This window comes from Mycobacterium sp. 1465703.0, from assembly GCF_001672975.1.
Classification (GTDB): Bacteria; Actinomycetota; Actinomycetes; order Mycobacteriales; family Mycobacteriaceae; genus Mycobacterium.
In genome coordinates this window covers 1-15,068 of the sequence record NZ_LZKU01000026.1, presented here as the reverse complement: position 1 = coordinate 15,068, position 15,068 = coordinate 1, and the positions used below count along the sequence as shown (strand labels likewise).

The 15,068-nt window shown below is 62.0% G+C and carries 12 protein-coding genes and 4 pseudogenes; 5 read left to right on the top strand and 11 right to left on the bottom strand.

Translation table 11 applies throughout. The annotated features are described in order from the left end of the window. Positions 1–55: 55 nt before the first annotated feature. The 4 genes from A5625_RS02170 to A5625_RS30625 form a co-directional block, all read right to left on the bottom strand. The gene (locus A5625_RS02170; protein ID WP_066988732.1) at positions 56–742 is read right to left on the bottom strand and encodes a TetR/AcrR family transcriptional regulator; all 687 of its coding nucleotides are present in this window, start codon (positions 740–742) and stop codon (positions 56–58) included. Positions 743–1,206: 464 nt separating this feature from the next. After that, a complete protein-coding gene (locus A5625_RS02165) occupies positions 1,207–2,178 on the bottom strand; it encodes a 2Fe-2S iron-sulfur cluster-binding protein (protein ID WP_369829970.1) in 972 nt (323 codons plus the stop codon). A gap of 66 nt (positions 2,179–2,244) precedes the next feature. Then, the gene (locus tag A5625_RS02160; protein ID WP_066988731.1) at positions 2,245–3,000 is read right to left on the bottom strand and encodes an IclR family transcriptional regulator; all 756 of its coding nucleotides are present in this window, start codon (positions 2,998–3,000) and stop codon (positions 2,245–2,247) included. Between the two features lie 556 nt (positions 3,001–3,556). Continuing rightward, positions 3,557–3,976, bottom strand: coding sequence for a heme-binding protein (locus A5625_RS30625; protein ID WP_369829969.1), 420 nt, complete (start codon positions 3,974–3,976; stop codon positions 3,557–3,559). A gap of 337 nt (positions 3,977–4,313) precedes the next feature. Here A5625_RS30625 and A5625_RS02150 point away from each other — a divergent pair, with 337 nt between their 5' ends. Further along, the gene (locus A5625_RS02150; protein ID WP_066988729.1) at positions 4,314–4,946 is read left to right on the top strand and encodes a TetR/AcrR family transcriptional regulator; all 633 of its coding nucleotides are present in this window, start codon (positions 4,314–4,316) and stop codon (positions 4,944–4,946) included. A 103-nt stretch (positions 4,947–5,049) separates the two neighbouring features. Here A5625_RS02150 and A5625_RS02145 read toward each other — a convergent pair whose 3' ends face one another. The 7 genes and pseudogenes from A5625_RS02145 to A5625_RS02120 form a co-directional block, all read right to left on the bottom strand. After that, entirely contained in the window at positions 5,050–5,751 is a 702-nt protein-coding gene (locus A5625_RS02145) for a PDR/VanB family oxidoreductase (RefSeq protein WP_232003360.1), read from the bottom strand. A 1,312-nt stretch (positions 5,752–7,063) separates the two neighbouring features. Then, a pseudogene (locus A5625_RS02140) lies at positions 7,064–7,300 on the bottom strand (alcohol dehydrogenase catalytic domain-containing protein); the annotation flags it as partial. 98 nt (positions 7,301–7,398) lie between these two features. Beyond that, positions 7,399–7,698 carry a hypothetical protein gene (locus A5625_RS02135; RefSeq protein ID WP_066988726.1) on the bottom strand — a complete coding sequence of 100 codons (300 nt, stop codon included), beginning with the start codon at positions 7,696–7,698 and terminating at the stop codon, positions 7,399–7,401. Continuing rightward, on the bottom strand, positions 7,695–8,921 hold the full coding sequence (locus tag A5625_RS02130) for a cytochrome P450 (RefSeq protein ID WP_066988725.1): 1,227 nt from the start codon (positions 8,919–8,921) through the stop codon (positions 7,695–7,697). Before A5625_RS02130 ends, A5625_RS02135 begins: the two co-directional genes overlap by 4 nt. 67 nt (positions 8,922–8,988) lie before the next feature. After that, the gene (locus A5625_RS02125; protein ID WP_066988724.1) at positions 8,989–10,437 is read right to left on the bottom strand and encodes an aldehyde dehydrogenase family protein; all 1,449 of its coding nucleotides are present in this window, start codon (positions 10,435–10,437) and stop codon (positions 8,989–8,991) included. A gap of 271 nt (positions 10,438–10,708) precedes the next feature. Further along, positions 10,709–11,028, bottom strand: a pseudogene (locus A5625_RS27970) (transposase); the annotation flags it as partial. A 777-nt stretch (positions 11,029–11,805) separates the two neighbouring features. Continuing rightward, the gene (locus A5625_RS02120) at positions 11,806–12,708 is read right to left on the bottom strand and encodes a LysR substrate-binding domain-containing protein (protein WP_066988723.1); all 903 of its coding nucleotides are present in this window, start codon (positions 12,706–12,708) and stop codon (positions 11,806–11,808) included. A gap of 130 nt (positions 12,709–12,838) precedes the next feature. Here A5625_RS02120 and A5625_RS02115 point away from each other — a divergent pair, with 130 nt between their 5' ends. The 4 genes and pseudogenes from A5625_RS02115 to A5625_RS29895 all read left to right on the top strand — a co-directional run. Next, the gene (locus A5625_RS02115; protein WP_066988757.1) at positions 12,839–13,615 is read left to right on the top strand and encodes a CoA transferase subunit A; all 777 of its coding nucleotides are present in this window, start codon (positions 12,839–12,841) and stop codon (positions 13,613–13,615) included. Next, positions 13,612–14,274 carry a 3-oxoacid CoA-transferase subunit B gene (locus A5625_RS02110; RefSeq protein ID WP_066988722.1) on the top strand — a complete coding sequence of 221 codons (663 nt, stop codon included), beginning with the start codon at positions 13,612–13,614 and terminating at the stop codon, positions 14,272–14,274. The genes A5625_RS02115 and A5625_RS02110 overlap by 4 nt, the downstream gene beginning before the upstream one ends. A gap of 232 nt (positions 14,275–14,506) precedes the next feature. Beyond that, positions 14,507–14,623 (top strand): annotated as a pseudogene (locus tag A5625_RS30620) (helix-turn-helix domain-containing protein); the annotation flags it as partial. 155 nt (positions 14,624–14,778) lie between these two features. Next, positions 14,779–15,068, top strand: a pseudogene (locus A5625_RS29895) (hypothetical protein); the annotation flags it as partial.

The window sequence follows — 15,068 nt, the reverse complement described above, 5'->3', positions numbered from 1 at the left end:
TCGAAATTCGACGACCGGCAGCCAACCCTCTCTGGCGCAGTCTGATTCGGCACGGTCAACGTCGGCCCGCCGGATCCCAAGGTTTCATCACCGCGTCGAGTTGTTCGTCATCGAGCGGGTTGGCCTTTATCCGTTGCTGGCCGCTGCGCCGGCCCATACCGTCGAGGAGGATGGCCACATAGCGACGCCACAGCTCGCCGTCAACATGGCCGGCATACTCGCTGACCGTGCCTGCGAGCAGCCCAAAAATGGGCATATCGGTTGGCGACAGTTCCGGGCGTAGGTAACCGTCATCCTGTGCTCGCTCAAGAAGTTTCGCGAGGGTCGGCGCCAGCCGAGCTCGCGCCGCATCGACCCTCTCCCCGCCATGGGCCTTGGTGAACACAATCTCGCGCATCCCCCGGTCGGTCGCGGTGATTTCACACATTTGCTCAACGAGCCAGACGAACCCCTGCCATGAGTCCTTATGACACAACGCCGCCTCCGCTAGCTCAGTGAGTTGGTTGATGCCGTCTTCGAAGATCGCCTCCACCAGTTGTTCTTTGGTGGGAAACCGCCGGTACACGGTCCCCACCCCCAGACCTGCGCGATGGGCGACATCATTGAGGGTCGCCTCAAGGCCCTGGGAGGCGAACAGTTCGCGGGCAGCCTCGATCACCCGTCGACGGTTGCGTTGAGCATCCTTCCGTAGCGGGCGCGCAATCCCACATGCGGTCACGCCGTCGAGTGTAACGACAGCCACACTGATTAGCGTACCTAACACACCTGGGCTGCCGAGTTCATTACGGCCGTGCAGCCCTGGAGGCCTGGCGCGAGCGACCTGGAATACCGCAAACCATAAACATTGGGCACTTCGGCGCTCGAATGTTGTAGCTGAGGAGCGAAACGAATTACCCTAGGCCAGAACGGATTTGGAACCGGTCGCCATATAGCCTTGTGGACTACTGCAACGACCTCTCACACCAGCAGAGATATACACACGCAGCCTGCGACAATGCTTGTCGCGTTGTCCAGCATTACCTAAGGGTGCCCCCAAAGTGAAAGCCACTATCTACTTCTCAACAATTTGAGACAGAAGATCCGTACCCCCGGCGCCAGACTAAACCAACAGCCGGTCGATCACGTTAGCCGGCAGCCTAATAAGCCTCCGGGCGGATATCGTGCAAGTTCAGCGCCGCAATCCGCGAGCCACCTCAACAGGTCGTGTCACAGGTCCACAACGAGTCGTTCGGACAGGGATCGCGACACGCAGACGAACATGCGGTCACCCGCGGCACGCTCGACGTCATCAAGCAGCGAGTCACGATGATCCGGCTCACCTGCCAACACGGCCGTCAGGCACGTGCCACAGACCCCTTGGCGGCACGACGACAACACGTTGACCCCCACACGGGTGAGCGCATCCAGCACCGACTCGTCCGGCGACACCTCCACCGTTTGAGCCGAACGGCGAAGTTCGAGCCGAAACCGTTCGGTCCGGGCACGAATGTCATTCTTCTTGGCCGCGAACCGCTCGATACGCAACTGCCCAGCCGGATAGCGCGCACACAAACCAGCCACCGTCGCCAGCATCCTGTCGGGCCCACAGCAATAGACCTTGGTGGCGACGCCCGCCGCGGGTAACCACGCCCCGAGGCTGAGCCGGCCACGTTCGTCACTCGGCGCCACGACGACGTTGTCGCCATAGCGGGACAAGTCGTCCAGAAACGCCATCGTCGACCGTGAACGGCCGCAGTACAAGAGCCGCCATCGTGCGCCCACCAACTCGGCTTGATGGACCATGGGCAATAGCGGGGTAACGCCTATTCCCCCGGCGATGAACAGATAGTCCTCCGACGGAACGAGACGAAAATTATTGCGGGGTCCGCCAATGCCCACCCGATCTCCTATCTGCAGCTTGTGATGGAGGTAGGCTGAGCCGCCTCGACTGGCTGGTTCTTCGAGCACACCAATTCGATAAGTAGCGGGATCCCAACGGTCACCGCACAGCGAATATTGTCGGGTCAGCCCATTGGGCAGCATTACATCAATGTGCGCCCCCGGCGCCCAGTCGGGAAGCCGATGCCCCTCAGAACTTGCCAACGTCAATGCGACGACCCCGTCCGCGACCGCATGCTTGGCTGACACGATCAGTTCCAGCCGGGGCCGGGTCACTGATGTTTCTAGTTGCTCCACCACAACCCGAGGATGAGGTCTGAGAAATGGTGGCTACTACCGTTGTCTCATGGATTGAAAGACAGACGGTCAGTCCATCAGCCTCGTCGTGGCTCGGGTGACCCCGCGAGCCGCGGTCTGCAAGGCAGGAATTTGACTGCGCGCATTCCCATCGTTGGGCACGATGACCGACATCGCCGCAACCACCCGGTTTCCGGGGTCATGTATCGGAACGCTGATCCCGGTGGCTCGCACATGTAGCGCACCCGGGCACAATGCGTACCCATTGCGACGCACGTCGGCGAGGACCGAGCGCAGCAGCCGCGGATCTGTGATGGTGTTTTGCGTGTACGCACGGAGCGGGGCAGCCATTATGCGCTCTTGCAGATCGGCAGGAGCGAACGCCAGCAACACCAGCCCCGACGACGAAGCATGCAGCGGCAGGCGTCCAGCGACCCGAGCAATGTTGATGACTGCTCCCGGGGCCGATAGCCGTTCCACGAACAGAACCTCGTGGCCATCGAGCACACCGAGTTGCACATGGTGTCCAACGACCGCGTGCAAGTCCTGAAGAAAAGGCATCGCGGCTTCGCGCAGACCTCGCGTAGGAGAGGCGCGCGACGCAAGCTCCCAAAGCCGGATTCCCATCCGGACTCTCCGGTCGGGTTCGCGCTGCAACCATCCGTGCGAGACAAGTTCCTCAACGAGCCGGGATGTTGTCGCTACATGCAGTGCCGACCGGCGCGCGATCTCACCCATCCGTAATGCTGGAGCGTCACTATCGAACGCCTCCAGAATGCGCACCATTCTGGAAAAGACGGATTCGCCTGTCGCTGTCCTCGACATTGGGTCTTACTGCGGGTCAGCAGCCCCTGGCGACCGTCGCGCCCACGATCCGTCCTTGGACGGAGTGCGCTGCATTCGTGCCCCACGTCTGTAGACGCTGCACACTACTTTGGTCTACGGCGCGAACGTGCACACCTATCCTCGGACACACACGTCGAGCGAGTGCCAACCCACCCGACCAGACGACCCGTCCGCCCGGCGCTGCCGACCAACTCCTTTCGAAGCTAACAGGACAACGCTGTAGCCCCGGGCACTCCAAGGCGACGGTGCGACAACGCCCTCTGATGAATAAGCATCAATATGCTAGCAAGCTTGGCACCATCCAACGCTAGATCGCGCGAATTAAGGAGAATAAGCGATCCGGCGATCCGACGAGGACGGCACCACGCGTCATTCCCACGACGAAAATCCGTCCGGCGCAAGGGCGCCCATCGCCCATATCCCCAGTCGCCCTTGGTGGCGTCAGGACCCACTCGATCGGGACGCTGTCAGGCACCCGTGAAATCCGCAGTGGGCAGAACCGAAGACGCCCGGTCACAGCACGGTTCCAACCGCTTTAGCGCCTCTTGTGCCACCCTGTTGTCGGTTTCGCCATCAGTATCACCGACACCGATCCCACCGATGACCTGCCATCCACCGACATCGGTAGCCCGCCAGGGCAGGAACTAGTTGAGGGCCAATCACGCAGGGTGGGCCGCAGCCATCCGGGGCCTGCGACGAACTGGGCAAAAACAGTGGTTGGCAACCGCGTCACCGCTGCAGTGCACGCCTTGCGGCGTCCGGTCCCGACCGCCATCGGGCCGGCTTCGTCATCGCTGTGAACACCTTGGTGATGTCGGCGACCGATCCGCTTAGCCGCAGGCTCTGATGGCGCCCCAGTTCGATGACGGTTTTGGCAACAGTATGAGCGACGTCGGAAGGCAAGGCTTCGCGCAATGGTGACTCCTCGCTTCGAACGGTAGTTGGCAAACGGCACATCATCTAAAACAACTATTCATCGGAACTGACTTCAACTCAGTCCTGCACGGTACGCACGTCAATGACGTTCTCATCGGACCGGTCGATACAGCGCAGCAACTGACTGTATCCCCACTTGTTCCGAAGTGGCCCAGCAACGACCGCGACAGCACCTCGCCCTTCCCTGCAGAAACGTCGGCGTGGCGCCTGTTCACCCCGTCAGACGCCTGAGGTACCTTCAACCCATGCCCCGCAGTACCTCCGCACGGTCTGCCGGGAATCAGCGCGCGGACGCGCCGGCGCGTCGTGCTGCGGCAACCAAAGCTCGCGCTCGTTCTGTAGACGGTTCACTGCGTGTGGACGCGACCGCAAATCCGCAGCGGCGACGCCGCTCCAACGATCCGGGACAGCAACGCGACCCCGCTCGCACCCGACAGCTAATCCTGGACGCAGCAAACGACGAGTTCGGACGCTTCGGCTACGACGGCGCCCGAGTGATGCGGATTGCTGAACGCGCTGGCGTCGCCCATCAACTCATCACCTACCATTTCGGCGGCAAGAAGGGCCTGTTCGACGCACTCAGTGACCGGTGGGTGAGCACCAGCAGAAGCCAATTAGAAGGCGACGCACCGCTGACCGATGTGCTGACCTCATTTATCCACCTAGCGCGAGAAGATCCCTCGTGGATCAGCACATTGATCCGCGAGGGGCTTGCCGGCGTAGACCACGGCCACCTGGTCGAGCGGTTGGCGCCGTTCCTAGACGATTCTCGCCGGCGCCAAGAGCGTGGTGAGATCGCGCCAGACCTCGACCCCGGAATCGTCACGCTTATGTTAATCGCGGCCAACCTCGCCCCCACGACGCTCCCCCACATCACCCGAGCGCTTTGTCAGATCGAACCGGACGACCCAAAGTTCGTCGACTACTACGCTCAGCAACTGAGCCTGGTCGCCAAATATCTCGCTGCACCACTTACCGCCTCAGGCTGAACTCATGTTGTCAGGGGCTCGATTTGGGCATACGAGGCCCGATTCGCACGCCGCGGACCGTAGTTAAATCTGTTCTATTGGTTGCTAGTCGTGGCGTTGCACCTCACAGGTCGAGCTCGATGGTCGGGCTCAACGCGCGCGAACAGCAGGGAGTAAATAGGCCATCGGCCCGCTCGTCGTCTGACAACACGTCATCGCGGTGATCCGGCTGACCGGCGAGCAGCTTGACAATGCACTCACCACAGATGCCCTGTTGGCAGGACGACCTTGCCTCAATGCCGTTGCGTTCCAGCACATCAAGAATGGACTCATCAGGCGCCACCTGAAACTCCGCGCCCGTAGATGCCAGCCGGACGGTAAAACCTTGTCCCGGTTCGGATGCGGAGGCTTTCGGGCTGAAGCGCTCTTTGTGCAGCGCCTGTTTAGGCCACCCGAGGGCGGTAGCCTTATCAAGCACATAGGCGATGAAGGGTTCCGGTCCGCAGACGTAGACGGCGGTATCTGGCTGCGGTGTACCGAGGTCTCGCAACAGGTCCAGTTTCTCGATATGCGGACCGTCATCGACGTGCACAGTGGTTCGTGGGTGTTCCCTGAACAGCGCTGCGAAGCACACCTCGGCGGCGGTTCGAGCACAATAGTGCAGCGTGTAGTCGCCGCCGGTGGCATCGAGTTGCTTGGCCATTGCAAGCAATGGAGTGATCCCGATTCCGCCCGCGAAGAGCCGGTGGTGCTGTGCAGGAGCTAAGCGGAAGTTATTACGGGGCGCCGAAATCCCGATCGTCTCGCCGACGTGAAGCTCGTGCATGGCCACCGACCCACCGCGGGATTGCTCGTCGCGAAGCACCGCGATTCGGTACTGCTTTCGATCGCCGGGAGTTCCGCACAGCGAGTACTGCCGCACCAGCGGTCGGTCTAGTTCGGGTAGGTCCAACCGCACGTCGATGTGTGCGCCGGCCTCATGCTCGGGGAATGGTTTGCCGTCCGCCGGCTCGAGGTCAAGCACTACCACCCGGGGGGTCACCATAATTCGATCAATGACGACGGCGTTCAGCCACGCTCCCGACGCGCTCGGCTGGTCGGCCCCCCCTGGGGGCGCACCAGTGTCCCACCCAGAAGACGGAACATTTGACACACTTTCCCCTTAGAGATCTAGTCCCTCGGTAACATCCGCGGCGGCAACCATGCGAGCCGCAAGATGTCCAGCCGTCACCGCATGGCGGAACTCCAGCAGCTACCCAACACCCCCACCGTCTACTCTTGATGAATATTTGTCAAGATTCATTGAATAGATGTAAACCGCGGAAAACAGTCGTAGGCGAGCGCCCGTCACCTGCTGGAGATGAGGTAGGAAAGCGTCCTCGTCGAAGCCGGCCACCCGTCGCAGCGAGCCCCAAATCCGTGGTCACGACGCCCGATCGCCTATGTTGACCAAAATCCGGGTACGGTTTTCGCTGCTGCCGCCCCTCCACGTATTCAAGGCACAGTGGATGGCACGCCAACGGCCAGCCTCCGGCCCGCGGATGAGCCACACCAGCCTTGGCGGATGAGCCACACCAGCCTTGGTTGGCGACATACATCGGATGGCCTTGAAGCGGCGTCGGGCCGACATTAGACGTTATGTTGCGCCAATGCGCCGCCGCCCAATGGGATAGAGCCGCGCCGCGCCGTACCCGTCAAGCCGACAGTACCGTCGGCCCCCGAGATCACCTCCATCGCCGCCACTCACCACTGATCCCCGAAGGCCGTTGTCGATGATCGGATTCTCCGAGATCGCACCGACAGAGTGGGGTTTGTTGACGTCGATCGCCGCCGACCACCGGCGACCGCAGCACCCTGCTCGCCCATAAACGAGGCAGGAATACATAACGCGGACGGGCGATATTGGCGTCGCCTCAGCAACCCAACGACGCTGATAGTTTTCGAAGGCCCGTACGGGGATCCCCTTACGGGACACCGCCGCGTCGCCATTGCCGCGGTCCACTGTCCCTATCGAGCGGCCGACATGTCTAGATGAACCGAATCTAATCGCTGTCATCACGACGACGCTTCAGACCAGATCGGCAAGCGCGCCTGTCGCGGGAGATGAGGTGTGCATCGAAGCGGGATTCTTCAAGCTAGACAGCCGTGACGCCCGAGCCCACGGAATCCACTGTGCCAGCGGACTCATGACCGAGCAGGAAGGGGTATTCGTCGTTGATACCGCCCCGACGGTAGGTCAAGTCGGTGTGGCACACGCCGCACGCGACGATCTCGACCACCACCTCGAACGGACCGGGCTCTGGGATGACGATGTCCACCAACTCGACCGGTTCGGCCCTTCTCCGCGAAATCACGCCCCGTACGTGCTGGTTCAACGGGTTCGACCTCACGTGCTATCTCGCTACCGACGTCTATCGCTGATGAGCTCGCACGCAGCCGTCGACCGTTGAACGTGCCCGCTCGCTCTGCAGTATCACTGGAACCCGTTGGGGTTTCGGATATCTCGATGATCAGCCGACCTCCTGCTCACCGCAGCATAGGCGAGGCCGGACCCCAGATTCGACAGTGCCACCCCCGCGAACGCGCGGTAGCCGGCCGCCCACACATTCGCCAGCAGAAACCCAAAGGCGCGGCCTGCATCAGCAACCAGCACCGCGGGATTGGCAGACAACGGCGGTCGCATATAGAACCCCGAGTCTTCGCCACCCGTGCGTAATGCCGCTCCGTCGTTCTCGGAGCGTAGAAACAGCGTCTCCGGTCGCTCGTCCGTCACGGTTCAGACACCACCTTTCGCGTCAACTCAACACGCAACGGGATCGAATCCCATCCACGCAAGGTGTTGTTGTGGTGGCGCACCATCGGTCCGGCGATGTCAATCCGCTCCACTCGCTTGATCAATGCGGTGAGCAACGCTTCCGCTTCCAGTCTGGCGATGTGTTGACCGACACATTGGTGCAACCCCATCCCGAATCCGACATGGCCGGAAGGATCACGCGTCAAGTCGAAGCGATCGGGATCGGTCCACCGGCGAGGGTCACGATTGGCGGCTCCCAGAAACATCAAAATCTTCTCGCCCCGCGGCACCACTGTTCCAGCAACCTCGATGTCGCAGGTCGCGGTGCGGAAGAACGTCTGCACAGGCGACTCCCAGCGGACCGCCTCGTCAAAGGCGACCCGTACCAGCGATGGGTCTCCCCGCAATCGCTGCCACTGCTCGGGACACGTAGCAAACGCGTAGAGCACTGCTGCAAGACCGTGAACCGTTGTGTCCACGCCGGCTGACAACAAGCTGCGCACAACCAGCGGCGCCTGGCGATGAGTGATGTCGCCGCGGTCGGCGGCGGCCCAGATCTGCGCGCCGAAGCCTGTTTCTGCGAGTGTCGGACGTTGGCAGTGCGCGTCCACCCATGCCGAAAATCTGGGCGCCCCTGGCATACCCATTGTTACTAGGTCGTTGGGTGGGCCGAACGTATTGAAGTTGTGGTCGCCGTAGGGTAAAAGGTTTTCCCGGCCCTCCTTGGGTAGGCCGACGGCATCGGGAAAGACCCGCAGCGGGAAGGCAGCGGCCAGCCGTTGTGCCGCATCGAATTCGCGCTCGAGCAATACCTCGTCGACCAATTCCTCGGCATCGGCAAACCAACCCTCGCGCAAGCTGTGCAGCCGAAGTTGGCCGAGAATTTTCGACAGGACCGCGCGGGGGGCGTCATGCTGGGGTGGGTCGGTCTCGAGGAGCAAGCTCGGTGTTCGCCAGGGCTTCTCGGTACGGAAGTTCGCCAGCCCGACGCCCGCGCCCGACTGGAATGATTGCCAGTCGACCGCCGCGTCGCGTACTTGCTCATAACGGGCAAGGCCATATACGCGGTAACGGGTGAGGTAAACGACCGGTCCGGCGTCCCGAAGCTCGGCCTGCAACCCACCAGGTTCCTCGAGTACTTCGTGGGAGAATGGATCCACCTCAGAGGTTGGCAAATTGCGAGGCGGTCCGACGACCCTCATCGCGGCCCCTCCGATTCGATACTTACCCACATACCGTGCGCAACAGAAGATTTCGGTTGAAGCTGGGTCATTTGAGCCAACGGATCGCGTGTTCCTCGACGTACGCGGACAGGCCGGCGGCGCCGTACTCCCGACCGAGACCGCTTTGCTTGATGCCTCCGAAAGGCATCCGTAGATCCAGCGCCTCAAACGAGTGAGCGTTGATAAACGTGCTGCCAGCCTCGATACGACGGGCCATCGCAAGCCCTCGCCCTGGATCTGTCGTCCATACCGACGAGCAGAGACCGTAGTTGCCATCGTTGGCCCATGAGATGACCTGCTCCTCATTGTCGTAGGCGATCAACGGGATAACCGGACCAAACTGCTCCTCACACGAAAGTGGTGCGCTGTGCTCGACGTCGCGAACCACATGGGGCAGCATGTAGTAACCGTTGGCCCAAGACGACGGGTCAAGTTTGCGGCCGAGCTCAAGTACCGTCGCCGAAGAATTGCGGGTACGTTCAAGCAGATTCAGCACCTTGTTGTACTGGGTTTCGTTGTTGAGCGGACCGAATGAGGCTTGCGGGTCCAAGCCGTGGCCGACGGCGTACTGATTCACCCGATCACAGAGCGCGTCTGCGAATTGCTGATAGATGCTTCGGGCCACGTAAACGCGCTTGATGGCGAAACATATTTGGCCGGTGCGGGCAAAGATGCCATTCAGCATTCGGTCCAGCGCGGCATCGATGTCAACATCGCTCAAGACGATCGCTGGGTCGTTGCCACCCAGTTCGAGCGTGACGTTCGTGATCGTCGGCGCGGTGGCCTCGATGACCCTAGACCCGGTGGCGGTGCCGCCGGTGAACGCCACTTTTCGCACTAGCCGGTGACTACATAGTGCGGCTCCCACGTCATGTTCGCCGTGGACCACGTTGACCACCCCGGCCGGTAAATCTCCAGCGATCTTTTGCAGGAGCAGGGTCAGCGCGGCCGAGGCGAACGGCGACGGTTTCAGCACCAGAGTGTTGCCCGTGGCCAGTGCGGGTGCCAACTTCATCATGGCCAAGACCACGGGCATATTCCACGGCACGACGGCTGCCGCGACTCCTCGCCCGACTTTTTCCACGCTGATAAAGCACTGCTTGTCGTCGTACTGGACGGGGCGGAGGAAGTCCTCCACGAGGCTCGCGGTGTGCTTGAGCACCGCTGCGCCCAGGGCGAAGTCGGCCGCAGCCTCCCAGAGGACACCACCGTGCTCACGCACCAGCAATGGGGCGAGTTCCTCGCTGCTCGCAGCAACGACTTCCGCAGCGGCCTGAAGTCGTTGCACTCGCTCGGCGCTGGGCGTGTCACGCCATGCGGGAAAGGCCGCGTGTGCGGCACCAACGGCGAGATCCACGTCGTGTGCGTTTCCAGCAGCTACCTGGGCGACGATGTCGCTGAGACGCCCCGGGTCGTGAACGTCCCGAAGGCTGCTCACCGACGCTTCTCCGCCGATCAAGTGCCCGATCTGCGGAACCGCGGTCCCGGTCGTCATCTCAAGCCCTTTCGGTACAGAACGACGACGCAGTTGCCTACGCCGCAGCCAGGATCACTCGCGAGCAGAGGCTTGGACTACCGGCTTTTCACCGATTGAGAGAAAAAGGCAGCCCGCTGCAAACTTGCTTGTCTGGCGCCACGGGCAGTGGGTCAAGTCCAGGGACGTGGTGTATGACGTCATCGTGTGATTCTCCGGCTTTGTGATTTAGGCGGTCAGTGCGGCCGGGCGGCCTCCTGTTCTGTTGGGGTGCGTTCGTGGCTTGGGATTTGCTCAGGACATCCAGGCCGAGATAGCGGCGTGATCCGGCCCATTCGTCGAGTTGTTCGGCTAGGACGGCGCCGACGAGGCGGATCAGGGTGTGGACGTTGACCACCCGACCGGCCTCCCACACTTTCGACACCAAGGCGCCGGCAGCCATACACGTGTAGGGCCGGTGTCTAGGGGCAGGGTGCGAAACGCCCCGACGGCGGTGTCGAGTTCTTTGGCCATAACCGACACCTGCGACTTCGACAAGCTGCTGTCCCCGAGGCTCTCGACGAGCTTGTCCATTCGCCGCGTCGACACACCGAGCAGGTGACAGGTGGCCAGGGTGTCCATGTCTTCCCTCTGGGGTGTCGGTTCACAGTGGCGGTAATCGCGTTGGTGGCGGTGCTGCGACGTTGAGTTTCGTTTTGGTGACGGCTCGGTCGTTCAGGTATCAGATGTGTGAGACTGCCTGCAGTACAAGGCCTTACCGTCCAGCACGGAAATCCGTAAGTCCCCGATCATTCCAGCGGTTCCTTGGTCTGATCACGCAGCTAATCGACGAGGCGGTGCTGCAACACCGTCGTCGCTGGACGAAGTATCGAGCGCGGGCCACAGAGCTGAACATGCGCGGCCTGATGCGCCTCGTGGACTCGATCACACGTCGGTGGCTTGAGGGGACTGTCGGCCGCCGCTATGGGTTACGAAATCTGCGGGAAAAAGGATGGTACGACGCTGAGGTGTTTGTCGCTCGGTTTTCCGGCGGGGCATCGAGGCCACTGTTGGGCTGCCGCGACCGTCGGCCCCTTTCTTGATGCGCTGGAAGAGTTGGGCCGGGTTATTTCACACTGTCGCAAAGGCGAGTGCGGGCAATGCTAGGTTCGCATCGTCATTGAAGGACTGCGGGTTCCACCAAAAGCAGGGCCAACTACTTCGACCGTTGGCCGACATGATCGGCGTGGCCGACGACGATTGCAAAAGGGCTTTAGGCGGATGGGCAACCCCCGCCGGGCTGGCTAGCCGCCGACTGGACTGGGCGCGACTATTCGCGCCGGTCTATAGCGCCGTAGCGGTGGATAGTGTTCATAACGACTGAATGTGAATTGAGCTGGCTCCGCCGACTTACCCCGGCACTGATACGTGCCGCGCGACATTCCGCAAAATGGCCAACACACGCTTGATGAGAGGCGAATTCGCCTGGGCCGCATGCGCAGCCACCAACTCAATTCCCAACTGGGCCGGAACCAAGGGTCGATAGCAGACCCCGGCGAGTCCCAGGGATGCCGTGGGGTCCGGAACTACGGCGACGCCGAGCCCTGCGGCGACGAGGGTTACCAGCGTAGAAGTCTCCTCGACCTCGTGGCGGACTCGCGGCACAAATCCAGCGTCGGCGCACAGCGACGTCAAAACGGTATTCATCACCGACCGGCCGCTCCCGGCATGCGCCACGAACTCCTCATCGCGCAGGTCGGTGATGCGCAACTCGCGGCGAGATGTCAGGGCATGGCCGTGTGGCAAGGCAACCAGCAATCGGTCGCGGCGCACCGTTTGCACTTCAAGGTCTGGCCGCGGGACGGGAGGGCGCAACAGGGCGAGGTCGATCTCACCACTGAGCAGCGCAGTAAGTTGTGCCGGTGCGAGCATCTCGCCGCGGATGCTCACATCGACACCAGGCAGATCCTCGCGCAGCACTCTGACGAGCTGGGGCAGCAGCGAATACGTCGCCGATCCGACGCAGCCGATCGCAAAACGCCCCTCCATGCCGTCAGCGATGCGCCGCGCGTGGCAGGTCGCGTCATCGACAGCATCGAGAATCGTCACCACCCTGCGCAGGTAGGCGGCGCCCGCGGGGGTTAGTTCCACTCGTCTGGTGTTGCGCTCGAGCAGCTTCACTCCTAGCTCGTGCTCCAGCTGACGGATCTGCTGGGACAGCGGCGGTTGCGCGATATGTAGCCGGTCAGCTGCACGGCCAAAATGCAACTCTTCACCGACGGCCCGGAAGTAACGAAGATGACGTAGCTCCACGTACTCATACTGACATCCTCTCAATAAGGGTGAAACAGGTATTTCTTGATATCGGGGCGTACACCTACTGTGAAGTGGCGCGGCCCTTCAGATCGTCAGTTTGCAGGCCCGGATGACCCGCGGAGAACGCATGCCTTTGAACAAGTTGGTCGATTCCGCACTCGAGGCGGTCGCCGACATCTCCGACGGATCTAGCGTTGCGGTAGGTGGGTTCGGCCTGGCCGGTATCCCGTGGTTTGTCATCGACGCGCTGCTCGAGCAAGGCGCCCGGGATCTCACCATCGTGTCCAACAACTGTGGTATTGATGGGGCCGGACTGGGCCGCCTGTTAGATGCCCGCCGGATCAGCCGCGTCATCGCCTCCTACGTCGGAGAAAATAAGGAATTCGCCCGCCAATACCTTTGCGGCGAACTAACGGTCGAACTCACCCCGCAGGGCACCCTTGCGGAACGAATGCGTGCCGGGGGCAGCGGGATTGGGGCTTTCTACACGCCCACCGGAGTCGGAACGATGGTGGCCGACGGCGGCATCCCGTGGCGTTATGACTCCGACGGCAGTGTCGCGCTCGCTTCACCGGCCAAAGAAGTCCGTGGCTTCGGAGGTAAGCAGATGGTACTCGAGGAGGCGATCGTCACCGACTACGCGTTGATCCGCGCCGCCGTCGTCGATAAGGCTGGCAATTGTCGATTCCACGCTGCGGCACGTAATTTCAACCCACCCGCTGCGATGTGCGGTCGGATCACTGTCGTCGAGGCCGAGCGCGTCGTCGACGTCGGCGAACTGAACCCTGACGAGATCCACCTGGCGGGCATCTTCGTTCAGCGCATTGTCGCGTTGACGCCAGAACAGGCCGCCCGCAAGGACATTGAAAAACGTACGACCCGGACTCGGGCGGCAAAAGGGTGAGCTGGACCCGCGAACAGATGGCCGCACGAGCCGCGCAAGAACTGCGCGCCGGTGAATACGTCAACCTTGGGATTGGTTTGCCCACTCTGATTCCCGACCACTTGCCGGAAGGCTCTGACGTCACGCTGCACGCAGAAAACGGAATCCTCGGAGTTGGCCCGTTTCCATACGACGACGAGGTCGACCCCGACCTGATCAATGCGGGCAAGCAAACGGTTTCGGTGGTCTTTGGAGCCTCGTACTTCGACTCGGCCACCAGCTTCGCCATGATCCGCGGCGGCCACGTCGACGTCGCAGTTCTCGGCGCCATGCAAGTCGCCATGACCGGCGACCTGGCCAACTGGATGGTGCCCGGCGCGATGGTGAAGGGCATGGGCGGCGCGATGGACCTCGTCAACGGCGCGCGCCGTGTCATCGTGCTCACCGATCACGTCACCAGGACTGGACAGGCCAAACTGGTCACGACGTGCGACCTGCCCCTCACCGGCCGCGGGGTCGTCGACCGCGTCATCACCGACCTCGCCGTACTCGACGTGACGGGCACCGGATTTGACCTCGTTGAGCTGGCACCCGGAGTCCGCTACCCGGAAGTTGCCGCAAAAACCGCGGCTCGGGTCAGCGACGCGCGTAAGCACATTGTTCGTACCGCCTCGGTCTGATCGCGCGGCCATGATCGCGAGAAATACATGGAGATATCCAGCCAGCGAGCAAACGGTCGTGACGGACTGGCGTGAACTGGTCCACGGCGAGCGAGCGTCGTTCATCGGTGAGCGTAGCTGGCGCTGTTGCCGCATGGCGGTGAGTGGCCCGGGGTCGCTTCTGGTTGGGGGCGGGACGTGACTCGCTACCGCCTAGACTCACACCAGCGACGCGAACAGTTGCTCGACGCCGGTGCCGGCGTGGTTCGCGGAAAAGCCGTATGAAGATGTCTTCATGGAGCACATCGCCGCGAGCGCGGGTGTGTCGAGAGGACTGCGGTATCGCTATTTTCCGAATAAGCGAGACTTGTACGTAGCGATATTCAAGCGCGCCACTAGGCGGTCTGGGACGCGCAGCGTTGATCCGCAGCTACCGCCGGCTGAGCAGCTTGTTACTGGACTCCACGCCCACATCCAAGCGTTTGTTGATCATCCCGTTGAAGCCGTCACGATCAACCGCGCGCATTGTCGGATGACCCGGCAATCCAAGCGATCATCTCCCAGGAACTCAACGTCGTGGGCCGTTGTCCGATCGATCAACTCGCCGCGCAGGGATGTCAGCGCGGCGCCGCGGAGATCGCCGTCGAGGGCTGGTTAGCGTTCGTTCGCGCGGCCTGCGTGAAATGGATTCAGTTGCAGAATATCTCGCGTGCCGATCTCACCCGAACTCTGTCTGCGAGCCCTCGACTGCGCTCTCGACGCCCCAATGAGCGGCCGATCGACGGGCTATGCACGCCCAGTGATTACTTAACCGC